Source organism: Microbacterium sp. zg.Y1084, from assembly GCF_024623595.1.
GTDB lineage: Bacteria > Actinomycetota > Actinomycetes > Actinomycetales > Microbacteriaceae > Microbacterium > Microbacterium wangruii.
The window spans coordinates 146,154-163,436 of sequence record NZ_JANJGV010000001.1; the positions used below are offsets into that span (position 1 = coordinate 146,154).

Genomic DNA, 17,283 nt, shown 5'->3' on the forward strand with positions numbered 1-17,283 from the left:
GGTCAGTCGGCCTTGTGCAGGCGCTGCTTCATGAGCTTCTGCTCCTTGCCCTTCACCGGGGAGTCGCCGGCGACCAGGTGCCCCCGCTTGGCGCGGCGCATGTCGACGACGGCGCCGATGGCGAGGGCGAGCGAGATGCCCCAACTCGCCCAGGCGAGCGCCGTGCGCCACGTGAAGGGCTCGTCGTTGCGCAGTCCGCGCAGCAGCGTGATGCCGCTGGTGATGCTGGTGATGAGTCCGGAGCCGAAGAGATAGCCGCGCATCCCGCAACGCTACCGCGCAGACCGGCGCCGGAAAGCGGGTATTGACAGAACCGCGTCGGCGGCGCAACCCCGGGAGGCGCCCGTGGTCGGGCGATAGCCTGGATAATCCGCCCGCCGCACGGAGGATCCTCATGAGTACTGCCGATTTCGTCGTCGTCGCCAACCGTCTTCCGGTGGACAGATCGGGAACCGGGGATGGCGAGGAGCAGTGGCGCACGTCGCCGGGCGGGCTGGTGACCGCCTTGGCCCCGGTGATGCGCGCGACCGAGGGCGCGTGGGTGGGCTGGCCGGGCCAGGCAGACGTCGAGGTCGGCCCGTTCGACTTCGAGGGCATGCACCTGGTGCCCGTCCACCTGACGTCCGAGGACGTGGAGCTCTACTACGAGGGCTTCGCCAACGACACCATCTGGCCGCTCTACCATGACGTGATCGCCGCCCCCCGCTATCGCCGCGAGTGGTGGCAGGCCTATGTGCGGGTCAACCGCCGCTTCGCCGAGGCCGCCGCGGCGGTGGCCGCAGACGGCGCGACCGTGTGGGTGCAGGACTATCAGCTGCAGCTTGTTCCCCGCATGCTGAGGGAGCTGCGGCCCGATCTCGTGATCGGGTACTTCCACCACATCCCGTTCCCCGCGTACGGCCTCTATTCGCAACTGCCGTGGCGGCGCCAGGTGCTGGAAGGGCTGCTGGGCGCGGACGTCATCGGGTTCCAGCGGGTCGCCGACGCCTCCAACTTCGCCCGCGCGGTGCGGCGCCAGCTGCGGTACGAGACCAAGGCCAGCGGCATCCGGGTGCCCACAGAAGACGGGCGTGAGCGCATGGCGCTGGCGAAGGCGTTCCCGATCTCCATCGACGCCGACGACTACATCGCCCTCGCCGAGCGTCCGGACATCCAGGCGCGCGCGGCCGAGATCCGCGAGAGCCTCGGCAATCCCAAGAAGGTGCTGCTGGGCGTCGACCGGCTCGACTACACCAAGGGCATCCGTCATCGCCTCAAGGCGTTCGGCGAGCTGCTGGAGGACGGCCGGCTCTCGGTAGAGGATGTCACCCTGGTGCAGGTGGCCAGCCCCAGCCGCGAGCGCGTCGCCGCCTACATGCAGCTGCGCGATGAGATCGAGCAGACCGTGGGCCGCATCAATGGCGATCACGACACGATGGACCACACCGCCATCCGCTACCTGCATCAGGCGTTCCCCCGTGAGGAGATGGTGGCCCTCTACCTCGCCGCCGACGTGATGCTCGTCACTGCGCTGCGCGACGGAATGAACCTCGTCGCGAAGGAGTACGTCGCCTCCCGCATCGACAACCGCGGGGTGCTGGTGCTCAGCGAGTTCGCCGGCGCGGCAGATGAACTGGGCACCGCGCTGCGCATCAACCCGCACGACATCGAGGGGCTCAAGGAATCGATCGTGCGCGCGGTGGAGATGCCCGCCGCCGAGCAGGGCCGCCGCATGCGGAGCCTGCGCCGCAAGGTGCGCGAGCACGATGTCAACGACTGGTCGCGCGAGTTCCTGGAATCGCTCGACGCCGTGCGACGGGCCCGCTCGTGAGCGCCGACCAGGGGCAGGCGCTGTCGGCGCTGGCAGCCACGCCCCGCCTGCTGGTCGCGCTCGACTTCGACGGCACGCTCTCACCGCTGCAGGACGACCCGATGGCCTCGCGCATGCTGCCGGCGGCGCGGGATGCCGTCGAGGCGCTGTCCGCCCTGCCCGACACCGTGGTGGCACTGGTCTCCGGCCGCAGCATGAAGGATCTGCGGCTGATCGCCGAGCACCTCGACGACTCGCCGCTCTGGCTGGCGGGGTCGCACGGTGCGGAGTACTGGGAGCCCCGTTCCGGGCTGCGCTCCGACGAGGACGACGCGGACGCCACCGAGCTGCGCGACCGCCTGCAGCAACGCGCGGAGGCGGCGACGGCGCACCTGCCCGGTGTCTGGATCGAGCCGAAGGCGTTCGGTCTCGGCGTGCACACGCGCCGGGCGGACGCCGCGACCGCCGTCGAGGCGAACGGGCTCGTCGACGAGATCGTCGCCGCCGAGGCGCCGTCCTGGCGCCGGCGGGCAGGACGCGACATCGTCGAGTACGCCTTCCGGCACGAGGGCAAGGATTCCGCGGTCGCGGTGCTGCGCGAACGCACGCGGGCGACCGCCGTGCTCTTCGCCGGCGACGACGTCACCGACGAAGACGCGCTGCGCAGCCTGCAGTCCGGCGACCTGGGCGTGCGTGTGGGGGAGGGCCCCACCGCCGCGGATGTGACGGTTCCCGGCATCCCGGAGCTCGCCGACCTGCTCACGCGCCTCGCCGCCGCCCGCGCCCGCCGGTAGCCCCCGCCACGCCCCGCCCCGCCGCCCCGCCCCGCCCCGAAGTCGAGACGAATCCTGACGGACGAGACGGTGGTCATCACCCGCGCTCTCGTCCGGTGGCATTCGTCTCAGCGCGGTGTCGTCAGCGCCGGCCGTAGGACGGGTCGAACCCCCACGGCAGCTCCAGACCGTGGGCCGCCATGAGCGCGGCATCCGACAGCAGTGAGCGGGTCGGTCCGTCGGCGACGATCCTGCCGCCGTCGAGGATGAGTGCCCGAGGGCACAGTTCCAGCGCGTAGGGCAGGTCGTGGGTCACGACGATCTGGGTCGCGGGGAGCGCGGCGAGGGTCGCCGACAGTTCCCGTCGGGAGCCGGGGTCCAGGTTGGAGGTCGGCTCGTCCAGCACCATCACGTCCACGTCCATCGACAGGATCGTGGCGATCGCCGCGCGGCGCCGCTGGCCCAGCGAGAGGTGCTGCGGCTGCCGGTCCGCGACGTCGTGCAGCCCGACCGTCGCGAGGGCGCCGTCCACGCGCGCCCTCAGCTCCGCCGCCGCGACGCCGTAGTTGGCCGGGCCGAACGCGACGTCCTCACCCACGGTCGGCATGAACAGCTGGTCGTCCGGATCCTGGAACACCAGACCGACGCGGCGGCGCACCTCGCGCACCGTATCGCGGTCGATGCGCGTGCCGTCGACGTCCACCCAGCCCTCGTCGGGCATCAGGATGCCGTTGAGGTGCAGCATGAGGGTGGTCTTGCCGGCGCCGTTCGGACCGAGGATCGCCACCCGCTCGCCGGCGGTGATGTCGAAGTCGACACCGGCCAGCACCGATTGCGCCCGCGTGCCGGGGTAGCGGTAGTGCAGGGAGCGCACCGAGACGGCGGCAGAGCTCATGCCCGCGCCGGTTCCAGGTATCCGCGCGAGAGCATCGCCAGGTGCACGCGCTCGCCGCGGCCGTGGGAACGTGTGAACAGCGCGCCCACCCCGCGGGCCAGCACCGGCCAGGACCGGTGGCCGCGGGCACCGAACCCCCGCGAGTCCTGGGCCACGCGCATGCGCCGCCACTCACCCACGATGACGTCGAGGTAGCGCAGCATGAACCCCGCGATGGCGGTGAGCTGCCGGGGGAGATGCAGCTGCTCGAGCGCCAGGATGATCGCGCGGGGCTCGGTGGTGCTGACCAGCACGATGGATGCCATGAGCGCCAGCGTCGCCTTGGCGAGCAGCCCCCACCCTCCCCAGAGTCCTTCGACGGACAGCTGCAGACCCCACACGTCGACGCGCGGGCCCGTGGCGACGAAGGGCATGAGCACGGCGAAGACGAGGAACGGGATCTCGATGCCCATGCGCGCCAGCAGGGTGCGCGGCGTCACCCGCGCGGCGAGGAGGAAACCGGCGACGACGGCCGCGTACAGCGCGAACGCGGCGAACCACTCGCGGGGGGTGGCCACCACGATCACGGCGAAGAGCAGCACGGCGAGCAGCTTCAGACGCGCCGGTGCCGTGCGCAGCCACCGGGCGCCCTGCGCGGGGGGAGCAGCGGCGAAGCTCCTCATCGCCGCGCCGGCTCGGCCACTGCGCGGCGCCGCGCGGCGCCTCCGATGATCCAGGCGAGGCCGAACGTCACGAGGCAGCCGATCGCGCCGGCCAGTGCCAGCGAGAGCCACGGGTTGTCGACGAACACCGCGCCGTAGTCGGCGAAGGGACTCGTCGCGGTCGCGCTGTCCTCGGCGGCGCCGATGAAGCCGTTGCTCTCGGCGACGAACTCCAGCCCGTCAGGCCGGCTCGAGGCCCAGAAGCTCACGACGCAGGCGATCAGCAGGATGATCGCGAAGGAGGCGATCGTGAAGGCGCGGGTCGAGATGCGCCTTTTCCCGTCGGACTGCGGTGTCCCGCTCATACCGTCGCTCCCTCACTGGCGCGTGCGGCCGGCACGCGTACGAACCGCATCCCGTAGACGAGGTCGGGCCGGGTGGCCACCACCGCCGAGACGACGAGAGCGGTGATGACCGCCTCACCCACCCCGATCACGGCATGCCAGCCGACCATCGCGGCGAACACCGTGCCCGCCGGCACCGCCACCGTTCCGCCGATGGTGAAGAGCGCGGCGAACACCCCGGCCGCGACGGGCACCGAGATGAACGCCCCCAGCGAGGCGCCGAACGGCACCGCCCAGGTGCGACGGGGTGCGAGGACCACGACGCCGCGGAAGACCCACCATCCCACCACGACGGTGACGACGCCGATGAGGGTGATGTTCGTGCCGAGGGCCGTGAGCCCGCCGTCGGCGAAGAGGAAGGCCTGCACGATGAGCACGACCGTGAGACACAGCACCCCCGTCGCCGGGCCCACCAGCACGGCAGCCAACGCACCTCCCATCAGATGGCCGCTCGTGCCCGCCCCGACGGGGAAGTTGATCATCTGCACCGCGAAGATGAGGGTGGCCACGATGCCCACCATCGGCGCCTTGCGGTCGTCGACCGCCTCCTTGCGGGCCCTCGGCAGGGCGATGGCGACCGCCGCGACGGCGACGGCTCCCGTCGCGACAGAGGTGGGGATGTCCAAGAATCCGTCTGGAACGTGCATTCGCTCTCCAACCAGGTGGGGCGATGTGCCAGTTGCGACACCGTCGTAGATGGGGATGCTAGACCGCACGTCCAACACACACCAGGGGTGTCGCGACACACGACCGTGGGCGAGCGGCGACGGCCATAGAATTCACGCGTGAGCAATCCCGACGAAACCATCGACATCAAGCCGCGCAGCCGCGTCGTCACCGACGGCATCGAAGCCACCACCTCCCGGGGCATGCTCCGTGCGGTGGGCATGGGCGACGAGGACTGGGACAAGCCGCAGATCGGGATCGCCTCGAGCTGGAACGAGATCACCCCCTGCAACCTGAGCCTCGACCGGCTCGCCCAGGGCGCGAAGGAGGGCGTGCACGCCGGTGGCGGCTACCCGCTGCAGTTCGGCACCATCTCCGTCTCGGACGGCATCTCGATGGGGCACGAGGGCATGCATTTCTCCCTGGTCAGCCGCGAGGTCATCGCCGACTCGGTCGAGACCGTGATGATGGCCGAGCGCCTCGACGGCAGCGTGCTGCTGGCCGGCTGCGACAAGTCCATCCCCGGCATGCTGATGGCCTCGGCACGCCTCGACCTGTCCAGCGTCTTCCTCTACGCCGGCTCGATTGCACCCGGCTGGGTCAAGCTGTCCGACGGCACGGAGAAGGACGTCACGATCATCGACTCGTTCGAGGCGGTCGGCGCGTGCCTGGCGGGCAAGATGAGCGAGGCCGACCTCAAGCGCATCGAGTGCGCCATCGCCCCGGGCGAGGGCGCCTGCGGCGGCATGTACACCGCCAACACGATGGCCTCCGTCGCCGAGGCGCTCGGCCTGAGCCTGCCCGGATCGGCCGCCCCGCCGTCGGCCGACCGTCGTCGCGACTACTACGCGCACCGCTCGGGCGAGGCCGTGGTCAACCTCCTGCGGCAGGGCATCACCACCCGCGACATCCTCACCAAGGAGGCGTTCGAGAACGCCATCGCCCTGGCCATGGCTCTCGGCGGCTCGACCAACGTCGTGCTCCACCTGCTCGCCATCGCGAACGAGGCCGAGGTCGAGCTCACACTCCACGACTTCAACCGCATCGGCGACAAGGTGCCGCACGTGGCCGACATGAAGCCGTTCGGCAAGTACGTCATGAACGACGTCGACCGCCACGGCGGCATCCCGGTGATCATGAAGGCCATGCTCGACGAGGGCCTGCTGCACGGCGACGCGCTGACGGTCACGGGCAAGACGCTCGCCGAGAACCTGCGCGACCTCGATCCCGACCCGATCGACGGCGAGGTCATCCACACGTTCGCCGACCCGATCCACGCGACCGGCGGCATCACGATCCTGCACGGCTCGCTCGCCCCGGAAGGAGCCGTGGTGAAGACCGCCGGCTTCGACGCATCGGTGTTCGAGGGGCCCGCGCGCGTGTTCGAGCGCGAGCGCGCCGCGATGGACGCTCTCGAGGCCGGCGACATCAACCCGGGCGACGTCATCGTGATCCGCTACGAAGGCCCCAAGGGTGGCCCCGGCATGCGCGAGATGCTCGCCATCACGGCCGCGATCAAGGGAGCCGGCCTCGGAAAAGATGTACTACTGTTGACGGACGGACGATTCTCAGGCGGCACAACCGGCCTGTGCATCGGCCACATAGCACCCGAAGCGGTGGACGCTGGTCCCATCGCCTTCGTGCGCGATGGTGATCTGATACGGGTCGATATCGCGGCTCGCACTCTCGACCTACTCGTCGGCGACGCAGAGCTGAGTTCCCGCCGAGACGGCTGGGAGCCCCTTCCCCCGCGCTATACCCGTGGCGTTCTGGCCAAGTACTCCAAACTCGTGCGCTCTGCTGCAGAGGGCGCGGTGACGGGGTAGTCCCGTCAGCAACCCTTGATCTCGAGGTAGTCACCCATGTCCTCAGACACCGTTTCCGCCGTGCCCCGGCCTCCGGCCCGCGCGGCATCCGCCCCCGTCCTCACCGGCGCACAGGCGGTCGTCCGCTCGCTCGAACTGCTGGGGGTGACCGACGTGTTCGGTCTGCCCGGTGGCGCGATCCTGCCCGTTTACGACCCGCTCATGGACACCTCGGAGATCCGGCACATCCTGGTGCGCCACGAGCAGGGGGCCGGCCACGCCGCCGAGGGGTACGCGTCGGCGTCGAACAAGACCGGCGTGGCGATCGCCACGAGCGGCCCGGGCGCAACCAACCTCGTGACCGCGATCGCGGACGCCTACATGGACTCGGTCCCGATCGTCTGCATCACCGGCCAGGTCTTCTCGACCCTCATGGGCACGGATGCGTTCCAGGAAGCCGACATCGTCGGCATCACCATGCCGATCACCAAGCACTCGATCCTGGTCAAGCGCGCCGAGGAGATCCCCGGCGCCATCGCCGCGGCCTTCGAGATCGCCGGCACGGGGCGCCCGGGTCCGGTGCTGGTGGACATCACCAAGGATGCGCAGCAGCAGGAGGCGCCGTTCGTCTGGCCGCCGCGCGTCGACCTGCCCGGCTACCGGCCGGTCACCAAGGCCCACGGCAAGCAGATCCAGGCGGCCGCCCAGCTGCTGGCGGCGGCGGAGAAGCCCGTGCTCTACGTCGGCGGCGGGGTCATCCGTTCGCAGGCGTCGGCGGAGCTGCTGCGCCTGGCCGAGGCGACGGGAGCGCCGGTGGTGACGACGCTCATGGCCCGCGGCGCCTTCCCCGACTCGCACCCCCAGCAGCTCGGCATGCCCGGCATGCACGGCACCGTGCCCGCCGTGCTCGCCCTGCAGGAGAGTGACCTCATCGTGTCGCTCGGCGCCCGTTTCGACGATCGCGTCACCGGCAAGGCGTCGTTGTTCGCGCCCCACGCCAAGGTCGTCCACGTCGACATCGATCCGGCCGAGATCTCCAAGATCCGCACGGCCGATGTGCCGATCGTCGGTGATCTCAAGGACGTGCTGGGTGACCTCGAGGCGGCCTTCGCGGCGGCGGAGCACCGCGCAGACATCACCGAATGGTGGTCGTACCTCGACGGCCTGCGCGACGAGTTCCCGCTCGGCTATGCGCAGCCGACGGACGGGCTCATGGCGCCGCAGTACGTCATCCAGCGTATCGGTGAGCTCACCGGGCCCGAGGGTGTCTTCGCCGCAGGCGTGGGACAGCACCAGATGTGGGCCGCGCAGTTCATCAAGTACGAGCGTCCCAACTCGTGGCTCAACTCCGGCGGCGCCGGCACCATGGGCTACGCGGTGCCCGCGGCCATGGGCGCCAAGGTCGCCGAGCCCGATCGCGTGGTCTGGGCGATCGACGGCGACGGCTGCTTCCAGATGACCAACCAGGAGCTCGCCACCTGCGTCATCAACAACATCCCGATCAAGGTCGCGATCATCAACAACTCGTCGCTCGGCATGGTGCGGCAGTGGCAGACGCTGGTCTACAACGGTCGCTACTCCAACACCGACCTCAACACGGGCCACAACTCCATGCGCGTCCCCGACTTCGTCAAGCTCGCCGAGGCGTACGGCTGCCTTGCGATCCGCGTCGAGAAGGAAGAGGACGTGGATGCCGCGGTGCAGCTCGCGCTGGCGACGAACGACCGTCCGGTCGTGATCGACTTCGTGGTCAGTGCCGATTCCATGGTGTGGCCGATGGTGCAGCAGGGCCGCAGCAACAGCAGCATCCAGTACGCCCGCGAGCACGCCCCGACGTTCGACCAGGAGGCCTGACATGAGCAAGCACGTCCTCAGCCTCCTCGTGGAGGACAAACCCGGTCTGCTGACCCGAGTGGCGGGCCTGTTCGCCCGGCGCGGGTTCAACATCGACTCCCTCGCCGTGGGGGTGACCGAGGTCCCCGGTCTGTCGCGGATCACGGTCGTCGTCGACGTCGAGGAGCTGCCGCTCGAACAGGTGACCAAGCAGCTGAACAAGCTGATCAACGTCATCAAGATCGTCGAGCTCGACCCCGCGGCATCCGTGCAGCGTGAGCACATGCTCGTGAAGGTGCGCGCCGACAACCAGACGCGCTCGAACGTCATCGAGGTCGTCAACCTCTTCCGCGCCTCGGTGGTGGACTACGCCACCGACGCGGTCGTGGTCGAGGTGACCGGCGACCGCGGCAAGGTCGACGCGTTCCTGCGCGCCGTCGAGCCGTTCGGCATCAAGGAACTCGCCCAGTCGGGCATGGTCGCGATGGGTCGCGGCGGCAAGAGCATCACCGAGCGCGTCCTGCGCGGCTGACCATACAGAACCCCCACCCAAGGAGAAACACACACCATGGCCGAGATCTTCTACGACTCCGACGCCGACCTGTCGCTCATCCAGGGCAAGAAGGTCGCGATCGTCGGTTACGGCTCGCAGGGCCACGCCCACGCCCAGAACCTGCGTGACTCGGGTGTCGAGGTCGTCATCGCCCTCAAGGAGGGCAGCACGTCCATCCCGAAGGCGCAGGAGGACGGCTTCGAGGTCAAGCCCGTCGCGGAAGCCGCGCAGTGGGCCGACCTCATCATGATCCTGGCTCCCGACCAGCACCAGCGCACGATCTACAACGACGAGATCAAGCCGCACCTCACGGCGGGCAAGACCCTGGCCTTCGCGCACGGGTTCAACATCCGCTTCGGCTACATCCAGGCCCCCGAGGACGTCGATGTCATCCTCGTCGCCCCCAAGGCTCCCGGACACACCGTGCGGCGCGAGTTCGTCGCCGGCCGTGGCATCCCCGACATCATCGCCGTCGAGAACGACGCATCGGGCCAGGCCTGGGACGTCGCGCTGGCCTACGCCAAGGCGATCGGCGGCACCCGCGCGGGCGTCATCAAGACGACCTTCACCGAAGAGACCGAGACCGACCTGTTCGGCGAGCAGGCCGTGCTGTGCGGTGGCGTCTCGCAGCTGGTGCAGTACGGGTTCGAGACCCTCACCGAGGCGGGCTACCAGCCGCAGATCGCCTACTTCGAGGTGCTGCACGAGCTGAAGCTGATCGTCGACCTCATGTGGGAGGGCGGCATCGCCAAGCAGCGCTGGTCGGTGTCGGACACCGCCGAGTACGGCGACTACGTCTCGGGGCCGCGTGTGATCGACCCGCACGTCAAGGAGAACATGCAGGCCGTTCTCGCCGACATCCGCTCCGGCGCGTTCGCCGAGCGCTTCATCAACGACCAGGACGCCGGTGCCGTGGAGTTCGGCGAGCTGCGTGAGAAGGCCGCCGCCCACGCGATCGAGGCCGTGGGCAAGGACCTGCGCGCCCTGTTCTCGTGGAAGCAGCAGGACAGCGACTACGTCGAGGGCAGCGCCGCGCGCTGATCCCCGCCGACCCTGACCCGGTCGTCGCCCCCCGGAAACGGGGGAGCGGCGACCGGGTTTTCTCTTTGCCCCTTCCTGTGGTCTGACCACAGGTCTATGCTGAGGCCAAGAGCAAAGGCGCGGGTACTGCGCCCGTGCCGGGTTGGAGAGAGATGTCCCCTGAGATCGACGCACTGGTCGCCCGCGCACAGGCTGCGCTGACCGCCTACGCGCCCTACACGCAGGAGCAGGTCGACCACATCGTGCGCAAGGCATCGGTGGCGGCACTGAGCCGGCACGCGGACCTCGCGGTGATGGCCGTCGAAGAGACGGGACGCGGCCTGTTCGAAGACAAGGCCGTGAAGAACATGTTCGCCTGCGAGCACGTCACGCACTCGATCATCAAGCAGCGCACGGTCGGCGTCATCTCGGTGGACGAGATCACCGGGATCACCGAGATCGCCGAGCCCGTCGGGGTCGTGTGCGGCATCACGCCGGTCACCAACCCCACCTCCACGACGATCTTCAAGGCCCTCATCGCGCTGAAGACACGTAACCCCATCGTCTTCGCCTTCCACCCGTCGGCGCAGCGCTGCTCTGTGGCTGCCGCCACCGTCGTGCGCGACGCGGCCATCGCCGCGGGGGCGCCGACCGACTGCATCCAATGGATCACGGAGCCGTCACTGGCGGCATCCGGTGAGCTGATGAACCACCCCGGGGTCGCCCTCATCCTCGCCACCGGTGGCAACGGCATGGTGCGGGCCGCCTACTCCTGCGGCAAGCCCGCCCTCGGTGTCGGCGCGGGCAACGTGCCGGCCCTCATCGAGCGCAGCGCCAAGGTCGGCCGCGCCGTCAACGACGTCGTGCTGTCGAAGTCGTTCGACAACGGCATGGTGTGCGCCAGCGAGCAGGCGGTCATCCTCGACGCGCCCATCGCGGAGGAGGCGATGGCGGAGTTCGTCCGGCTGCACGCCTACCTCGTGAACGCCGACGAGAAGCGCATGCTGGAGGAGTTGATCTTCGGCGTCAGCGCGCAGGACGCCTCGTGCGCCGAAGCCAAGCTCAACGCCGCCGTCGTGGGGCAGCCCGCGGCGAAGATCGCGCAGATGGCCGGGTTCACCGTGCCCGAGGACACGTCGATCCTGCTCGCCGAGGTCAGCGGGGTCGGACCCCACGAGCCGCTGACCCGCGAGAAGCTGGCTCCCGTGCTGGCGGTGCTGCACGCGGCCGACGCCCAGGAGGGCATCGACCTGGCAGAGCAGATGGTCGCCTTCGACGGACTCGGGCACTCCGGCGCCGTGCACAGCAGCGATCCTGCCGTCATCGCCGACTTCGCCGACCGCGTGAAGGCCGTGCGCATCATCGAGAACGCTCCGGCGGCGCTCGGCGGCATCGGCGACATCTACAACGCCTTCATGCCTTCGCTGACCCTCGGGTGCGGCTCGTACGGGCGCAACTCGGTCGCGGACAACGTCTCGGCGGTGCACCTGCTCAACATCAAGCGCGTGGGGCGTCGCAACAACAACCTGCAGTGGTTCAAGGTGCCGGCCAAGACCTACTTCGAGCCGAACGCGCTGCGGTACCTCATCGACATGAAGGGCATCGAACGGGTGACGATCGTCACCGATGCGACGATGACCAAGATGGGCTTCGTGGACCGGGTGCTCGACGTGCTCGGCCGCCGTCCCCGCCGTGTGCACCTGCAGATCATCGACGACGTCCTCCCCGAGCCGACGGTCGTCAGCGTGCAGCGCGGCGCCGCCAAGATGCGGGAGTTCCAGCCCGACACCATCATCGCGCTCGGCGGCGGGTCGCCGATGGATGCCGCGAAGGTCATGTGGCTGCTCTACGAGAACCCGGACGTGCACTTCTCCGACATGCGGGAGAAGTTCTTCGACGTGCGCAAGCGTGCGTTCCGGTTCCCCGAGCTCGGCGCGAAGGCCAAGCTCGTGTGCGTGCCGACGACGTCGGGAACCGGATCGGAGATGACGCCCTTCGCGGTGATCACCGATGACGAGACCGGCATGAAGTACCCGCTCGCGGACTACGCGCTGACCCCCTCCGTGGCGATCGTGGACCCGCTGCTGACGGCGGCGCTTCCCGCGTTCCTCGTCGCGGATGCCGGGTTCGACGCTCTGACCCACGCGACGGAGGCCTACGTGTCCGTCTACGCGAACGACTTCACCGACGGGCTGGCCCTGCACGCGATCAAGCTCATCTTCGAGAACATCGTGCGCAGCTCTCAGGCGCAGCCGGGCAGCAAGAACGCCGCGGACGTGGAGGCTCGGGAGAAGATGCACAACGCCGCGGCGATCGCCGGCATGGCGTTCGGCAACGCGTTCCTCGGGATCGTGCACGCGATGGCCCACGTCACCGGGTCGAAGTTCCACCTCGTGCACGGGCGGACCAACGCGATCTACCTGCCCCACGTGATCCGCTACAACGGCCAGGTCCCGGCGAAGGTCACCGGGTGGCCGAAGTACGAGCGCTACGTGGCCCCCGAGCGGTACCAGCAGATCGCCGCCCACCTGGGACTGCCGGCCGCCACGCCGGACGAGGGCGTCGAGTCCTACGCCCGCGCGGTCGAGCGGCTGCGTGCCGCGGTGGGCATCGAGGACTCGTTCCAGGCTCAGGGAGTGCCGGAGGAATCCTTCATCGGGCGCCTCGAGGAGCTCGCCATGGCCGCGTACGGCGACCAGTGCGCCCCGGCCAACCCGCGTATGCCGCTGCTCGCGGACATGCGCACGCTGATGGAAGCCGCCTACTACGGAACGTCGTACGACGCGGTCCGCACCCGGCGGGCCCAGGCGGCCGCCGCGGCGGAGTCGGCGGTCGTGCCGGTGTCCGAACAGGCGGAGCCGGTGGCTGCGCCCGCGGGCCCGCCGCGGAAGAAGTCGGCACGCTGATCGCATCGCCCCCGCGGGCCCGGCCTCGATCGAGTGCCGGGCCCGCGGTGTGTTTAGACATCGGATGTCTGTGTCAGGATGGAGTCGACACCCGAGGGAAAGGCGATGATGCGACAGCAGTGGTTCGACGAGGCGCGATTCGGCATGTTCGTGCATTTCGGTTTGTACAGCGGAGCCGCCCGGCATGAGTGGGTGCAGAACTACGAGCGCCTGACCGACGAGGAGTACCGACAGTACTTCGAGCACTTCGATCCCGACCGGTTCGACGCACGCGCGCTGGCACGGCAGGCCAAGCGCGCAGGCATGGGGTACGTCGTGCTGACGACCAAGCATCACGAGGGCTTCGCCCTGTGGGACACCGCGCTCAGCGACTTCAACGCGGTGGCGGCGTGCGGCCGCGACCTGGTGCGCGAGTACGTCGAAGCGCTGCGCGACGAAGGGCTGCGCGTGGGTTTCTACCACTCCGTGATCGACTGGCACCACCCCGACTTCACCGTCGACTGGAACCACCCGCGCCGTGGCGACGCGGACGTCGCCGCGCTCAACGCCGGGCGCGACATGCAGCGCTATCGGGAGTTCCTGCACGGCCAGGTGCGGGAGCTGCTCACCGCGTACGGACCCATCGACTACCTCTTCTTCGACTTCACCTATCCGCACGAGCGCGACGGACTGCCCGGCAAGGGCCCGGAGGACTGGGATGCGCACGCCCTGCTGGCGATGTGTCGGGAGCTGCAGCCGCAGATGCTCGTCAACGATCGCTTGGGCATTCCCGCCGACTTCGTGACCCCCGAGCAGTACCAGCCCACATCGCCGCTGACCCGGGACGGCCGGCCGCTGGTGTGGGAGGCCTGCCAGACCATGAACGGCTCCTGGGGCTACCACCGCGACAACAGCGACCAGAAGTCTGTGGGACTGCTGGTGCGCATGCTCGTGGACTCGGTGTCGATGGACGGCAACATGCTGCTGAACATCGGGCCGGACGGGCGGGGGGCGATCGCCCCCCGCGACGCGGAGGCGCTGGAGCGGATCGGCGAATGGATGCAGCTGCACCGCGACGCGATCGTCGGGGCCGGGCACGCCGACGCCGAGCCGCCTCGCGAAGGGGTCTACACCCGCCGCGGCGACAAGCTGTACCTCCACCTGTTCTCGTGGCCGCTCGGCTTCGTCCACCTGCCCGGGCTCGCCGGCAAGGTCGCGTACGCTCGCCTGCTGCACGACGGGTCGTGGCTGCGCACGTCGGTGAGCGATCCCGAGCAGGTGGCGGATCTGATGACACCCGAGGGGGAGGCGGAAGGCACGCTCACGGTGCATCTGCCCGTGACCCGTCCCGACGTCGTGCTGCCCGTGGTCGAGCTCACCCTCGTCGGCGACCGCTGAGCGTCAGCCGGTGGGCGCGGGCAGCTCGAGGTTGTCCAGCGCCCACCGGGCCGCGCCGAGCAGGATGGCATCGGCGCCCGTCTGCGCCGCCTCGATGCGCAGGCGCTGCGTGGCCAGCGGATGGCATGCTTCGTAGACGCGGCTGCGCACCGCGGCGAGGAACGGCTCGGATGCGCTCATGCTGCCGGTGAGGAAGACCGCGGCAGGGTTGAAGAAGTTGACGACACCGGACAGCGCCTGACCGAGGTGCGTCCCCGCCGTGCGCACGAGGGTCGTCGCCTCGGGGTCGGCGTCGCGCGCCAGCGCCAGGACGTCCGTGGTGCTCGTGATGTCGGTGCGTCCCCGTTCGCGCATCTGACGCACGAGGCTCGCCCCGCTGGCCACGGTTTCGAGGCATCCCGTGTTGCCGCAGGAGCAGGGGATGTCGCCGCTGCCGTCGATGCGGGTGTGGGTGATGTCACCGGCGGCTGAGGTCGCGCCGCGATGCACCTGGCCGCCGACGATGATGCCGCTGCCGATCGCGGTGCCCGCCTTGACCGTGATGCTGTGCCCCGCGGCCCCGAAGCGGGCGCGGTGCTCGCCGAGCGCGGCGAGGTTGGCGTCGTTGTCGACGGCGACGGTGACCCTGTATCGATCGCGCAGGTGCGCGCCCACACCGAAGCCCGGCCACCCGGGCATGCGGGACGGCTGGTGCACGGTCCCGGCTGCGATGTCGACCGGTCCGGGCAGGCTCATGCCGATCGCGCGCACGGTGTCGCCGGCGGCGAGTTCGTCGAAGACCGCGGCGATCGCCGCGAGGGTGGGCTCGGGGCCCGCGGCCAGCTCCACCGGGATCGCGCGGGTGCGCACGAGCGCTCCGCTCAGGCGATGGATGCCGATCCTCGCGTGCTGCCCGCCGAGGTCTGCGGAGAGCACGACGCCGGCGTCATCGGGGACCGCGAGGATGCGCGGACGGCGCCCGCCGCGGGAAGGACCGTCGCCTCGCTCATGCAGCAGCCCGCTGTCGGTGAGGGCCTTCACCCGCACGCCCACCGTCGACGCCGCGACCCCCAGCTCCGTGGCGAGGTCGACCCTCGATCGTGCCTCGCCGCGTGCCACGAGGTCGAGGATGCTCCGGCTGACATCGTCGTCACTGGGAGTGCGTGCATTCTGCGGGGCCATGGCCAGCTCTCGGTCGGCGTGTGTGTCAGGAATGTTACGAGAGATCACTGATCGATAAACATCGGATGTTCGTGTTGCAGGGATGCGAGATCTCTGCCATCTTGACTTGAAACAGAACCTTACACACTTGATTCGCCCCTCGAAATAAGTGGTGAGGACACAGCATTGCCATAGGAGGCATTCGATGAAAAAGATGCGCATCGGCGGTGTGGCTGCGGCCACCGGCGTCGCGATGGTGCTCACGGGTTGCGCGGGAGGCGGCAACGCAGGCGACGCCGGCGGCGACAAGCCCACGATCGTCCTGGACATGTGGGCGGGCAGCGAGTCCGACATCGCGGCGCTGGAGGCCCAGGTCGCCATCGCCCAGGAGCAGAACCCCGATGTCACGGTCAAGCTGCAGACAGCTCCGTGGGGCGACTTCTTCACGAAGCTCACCACGAACATGGCCAGCGGCAACATGGCGTGTGTGACCGGCATGAGCGGCGCTCAGCTGGGCGGCTACACCGACGGCTTCCGGGCCCTCAGCGACGAGGACCTCGCCACCGCCGGACTCGACCTCGCCGACTTCAACCCCGGTGCCGAGGGCATCCTGAGCTTCGAGGGTGAGCTGTACGGCCTGCCGTTCGACGTCGCCACGATGCTCGTGTACTACAACCAGGACAAGCTCGACGCCGCAGGCGTCGAGGCTCCCGGCATCGGCTGGACGTTCGACGACTTCGAGCAGACCGCCGCCGCCGCCACCACGGACGGCAGCTTCGGGTTCGGCATGGGCATGGGCGCGTACCAGTGGATGTCGCTTCCGATCGCCCTCTCCGGCACCCAGCCGGCCGACGAGGACGGCTCGCTGCGCATCGATGACCCCGAGTTCGTGGATGCCGCATCGTGGTTCTCGGGCCTCGTGACGGACCTGGGCGTGGCCGCCCCCGTGGCATCGGCCTCGGACACCGGCTGGGGCGAGACCCAGTACACCGGCGGCAACGCGGCGATGGCCGTCGACGGAACCTGGAACGCCGTGGGCTACCTCGACAACGAGTCCGGCTTCGCCGCCGGCATGGCGCCGCTGCCGACCGGACCCCACGGCAACGCCGGTCCGATCCTCGGCTCGGGCTACGGCATCTCGGCCACCTGCGAGCACCCCGAAGAGGCGCTGAAGGTGCTCGGGTCGCTGCTGAGCAAGGACGCGCAGGACTACATCGCGTCGTCCGGCCGGTCGTACCCCGCCCTGTCGGTGTCGCAGCCGCTGTACTTCGAGTCGATCGACGAGGAGTACCGCGAGCACGTCCAGACGGTCTTCGAAGCTGCGTTCTCCAGCACGGTGCCGCTGTACATGACCCAGAACTGGGCGAAGCTCGAGGCCTACATCCAGCCGAACCTCGTCAGCGTCTACAACGGACAGATGACGATGGCGGAGCTCCTGGAGACCGCCCAGGCCCAGTTCGGCAACTGATCGGTTCCGTTCG

General features: G+C 69.5%; 15 protein-coding genes. 9 read left to right on the forward strand and 6 right to left on the reverse strand.

Features of this window, described 5'->3' with window-relative positions; genetic code table 11:
- Nucleotides 1-2 precede the first annotated feature (2 nt).
- Entirely contained in the window at nt 3-263 is a 261-nt protein-coding gene (locus tag NQ165_RS00755) for a hypothetical protein (RefSeq protein ID WP_257530323.1), read from the reverse strand.
- Between the two features lie 131 nt (nt 264-394).
- Between NQ165_RS00755 and otsA the strand changes: the two genes are divergently transcribed.
- Nucleotides 395-1,810 (forward strand): alpha,alpha-trehalose-phosphate synthase (UDP-forming), encoded by a 1,416-nt coding sequence (gene otsA / locus NQ165_RS00760; protein ID WP_257530324.1) that lies wholly within the window; start codon nt 395-397, stop codon nt 1,808-1,810.
- Entirely contained in the window at nt 1,807-2,583 is a 777-nt protein-coding gene (gene otsB, locus NQ165_RS00765) for a trehalose-phosphatase (protein ID WP_257530326.1), read from the forward strand. The genes otsA and otsB overlap by 4 nt, the downstream gene beginning before the upstream one ends.
- A gap of 121 nt (nt 2,584-2,704) precedes the next feature.
- Here the strand turns inward: otsB and NQ165_RS00770 are convergent, their stop codons facing one another.
- From NQ165_RS00770 to NQ165_RS00785, 4 genes are read right to left on the reverse strand one after another with little or no spacing between them, the layout of a single operon-like run.
- Nucleotides 2,705-3,457 (reverse strand): energy-coupling factor ABC transporter ATP-binding protein, encoded by a 753-nt coding sequence (locus tag NQ165_RS00770; RefSeq protein WP_257530328.1) that lies wholly within the window; start codon nt 3,455-3,457, stop codon nt 2,705-2,707.
- On the reverse strand, nt 3,454-4,119 hold the full coding sequence (cbiQ, locus tag NQ165_RS00775) for a cobalt ECF transporter T component CbiQ (RefSeq protein ID WP_257530330.1): 666 nt from the start codon (nt 4,117-4,119) through the stop codon (nt 3,454-3,456). The genes NQ165_RS00770 and cbiQ overlap by 4 nt, the downstream gene beginning before the upstream one ends.
- A complete protein-coding gene (locus NQ165_RS00780; RefSeq protein WP_257530333.1) occupies nt 4,116-4,463 on the reverse strand; it encodes a PDGLE domain-containing protein in 348 nt (115 codons plus the stop codon). The genes cbiQ and NQ165_RS00780 overlap by 4 nt, the downstream gene beginning before the upstream one ends.
- Entirely contained in the window at nt 4,460-5,149 is a 690-nt protein-coding gene (locus tag NQ165_RS00785; RefSeq protein WP_257530335.1) for an energy-coupling factor ABC transporter permease, read from the reverse strand. The genes NQ165_RS00780 and NQ165_RS00785 overlap by 4 nt, the downstream gene beginning before the upstream one ends.
- A 138-nt stretch (nt 5,150-5,287) precedes the next feature.
- Between NQ165_RS00785 and ilvD the strand changes: the two genes are divergently transcribed.
- The 6 genes from ilvD to NQ165_RS00815 all read left to right on the forward strand — a co-directional run bounded on the left by ilvD (nt 5,288) and on the right by NQ165_RS00815 (nt 14,662).
- Entirely contained in the window at nt 5,288-6,994 is a 1,707-nt protein-coding gene (gene ilvD, locus NQ165_RS00790) for a dihydroxy-acid dehydratase (protein ID WP_257530337.1), read from the forward strand.
- A gap of 36 nt (nt 6,995-7,030) precedes the next feature.
- Nucleotides 7,031-8,827: an acetolactate synthase large subunit gene (locus tag NQ165_RS00795; protein WP_257530339.1), complete on the forward strand. Its 1,797-nt coding sequence runs from the start codon at nt 7,031-7,033 to the stop codon at nt 8,825-8,827.
- Between the two features lies 1 nt (nt 8,828).
- The gene (gene ilvN / locus NQ165_RS00800; RefSeq protein WP_257530341.1) at nt 8,829-9,338 is read left to right on the forward strand and encodes an acetolactate synthase small subunit; all 510 of its coding nucleotides are present in this window, start codon (nt 8,829-8,831) and stop codon (nt 9,336-9,338) included.
- 36 nt (nt 9,339-9,374) lie between these two features.
- Nucleotides 9,375-10,400 (forward strand): ketol-acid reductoisomerase, encoded by a 1,026-nt coding sequence (gene ilvC / locus NQ165_RS00805; RefSeq protein ID WP_257530342.1) that lies wholly within the window; start codon nt 9,375-9,377, stop codon nt 10,398-10,400.
- Nucleotides 10,401-10,552: 152 nt separating this feature from the next.
- Nucleotides 10,553-13,285 carry a bifunctional acetaldehyde-CoA/alcohol dehydrogenase gene (gene adhE, locus NQ165_RS00810; protein ID WP_257530344.1) on the forward strand — a complete coding sequence of 911 codons (2,733 nt, stop codon included), beginning with the start codon at nt 10,553-10,555 and terminating at the stop codon, nt 13,283-13,285.
- 105 nt (nt 13,286-13,390) lie between these two features.
- Nucleotides 13,391-14,662, forward strand: a complete 1,272-nt coding sequence (locus NQ165_RS00815; RefSeq protein ID WP_257530346.1) for an alpha-L-fucosidase — start codon at nt 13,391-13,393, stop codon at nt 14,660-14,662.
- Between the two features lie 3 nt (nt 14,663-14,665).
- Here NQ165_RS00815 and NQ165_RS00820 read toward each other — a convergent pair whose 3' ends face one another.
- Nucleotides 14,666-15,823, reverse strand: coding sequence for an ROK family transcriptional regulator (locus NQ165_RS00820; protein WP_257530347.1), 1,158 nt, complete (start codon nt 15,821-15,823; stop codon nt 14,666-14,668).
- Nucleotides 15,824-16,007: 184 nt separating this feature from the next.
- Between NQ165_RS00820 and NQ165_RS00825 the strand changes: the two genes are divergently transcribed.
- A complete protein-coding gene (locus NQ165_RS00825) occupies nt 16,008-17,270 on the forward strand; it encodes an ABC transporter substrate-binding protein (protein ID WP_257530348.1) in 1,263 nt (420 codons plus the stop codon).
- Nucleotides 17,271-17,283 lie beyond the last annotated feature (13 nt).

Bases quoted from the DNA above. Each gene is read 5' to 3' on its own strand.
- NQ165_RS00755 (WP_257530323.1), bottom strand. From the start codon at position 263: ATGCGCGGCTATCTCTTCGGCTCCGGACTCATCACCAGCATCACCAGC.
- otsA (WP_257530324.1), top strand. From the start codon at position 395: ATGAGTACTGCCGATTTCGTCGTCGTCGCCAACCGTCTTCCGGTGGAC.
- NQ165_RS00770 (WP_257530328.1), bottom strand. From the start codon at position 3,457: ATGAGCTCTGCCGCCGTCTCGGTGCGCTCCCTGCACTACCGCTACCCC.
- cbiQ (WP_257530330.1), bottom strand. From the start codon at position 4,119: ATGAGGAGCTTCGCCGCTGCTCCCCCCGCGCAGGGCGCCCGGTGGCTG.
- NQ165_RS00780 (WP_257530333.1), bottom strand. From the start codon at position 4,463: ATGAGCGGGACACCGCAGTCCGACGGGAAAAGGCGCATCTCGACCCGC.
- NQ165_RS00785 (WP_257530335.1), bottom strand. From the start codon at position 5,149: ATGCACGTTCCAGACGGATTCTTGGACATCCCCACCTCTGTCGCGACG.
- NQ165_RS00795 (WP_257530339.1), top strand. From the start codon at position 7,031: ATGTCCTCAGACACCGTTTCCGCCGTGCCCCGGCCTCCGGCCCGCGCG.
- ilvN (WP_257530341.1), top strand. From the start codon at position 8,829: ATGAGCAAGCACGTCCTCAGCCTCCTCGTGGAGGACAAACCCGGTCTG.
- ilvC (WP_257530342.1), top strand. From the start codon at position 9,375: ATGGCCGAGATCTTCTACGACTCCGACGCCGACCTGTCGCTCATCCAG.
- adhE (WP_257530344.1), top strand. From the start codon at position 10,553: ATGTCCCCTGAGATCGACGCACTGGTCGCCCGCGCACAGGCTGCGCTG.
- NQ165_RS00815 (WP_257530346.1), top strand. From the start codon at position 13,391: ATGATGCGACAGCAGTGGTTCGACGAGGCGCGATTCGGCATGTTCGTG.
- NQ165_RS00820 (WP_257530347.1), bottom strand. From the start codon at position 15,823: ATGGCCCCGCAGAATGCACGCACTCCCAGTGACGACGATGTCAGCCGG.
- NQ165_RS00825 (WP_257530348.1), top strand. From the start codon at position 16,008: ATGAAAAAGATGCGCATCGGCGGTGTGGCTGCGGCCACCGGCGTCGCG.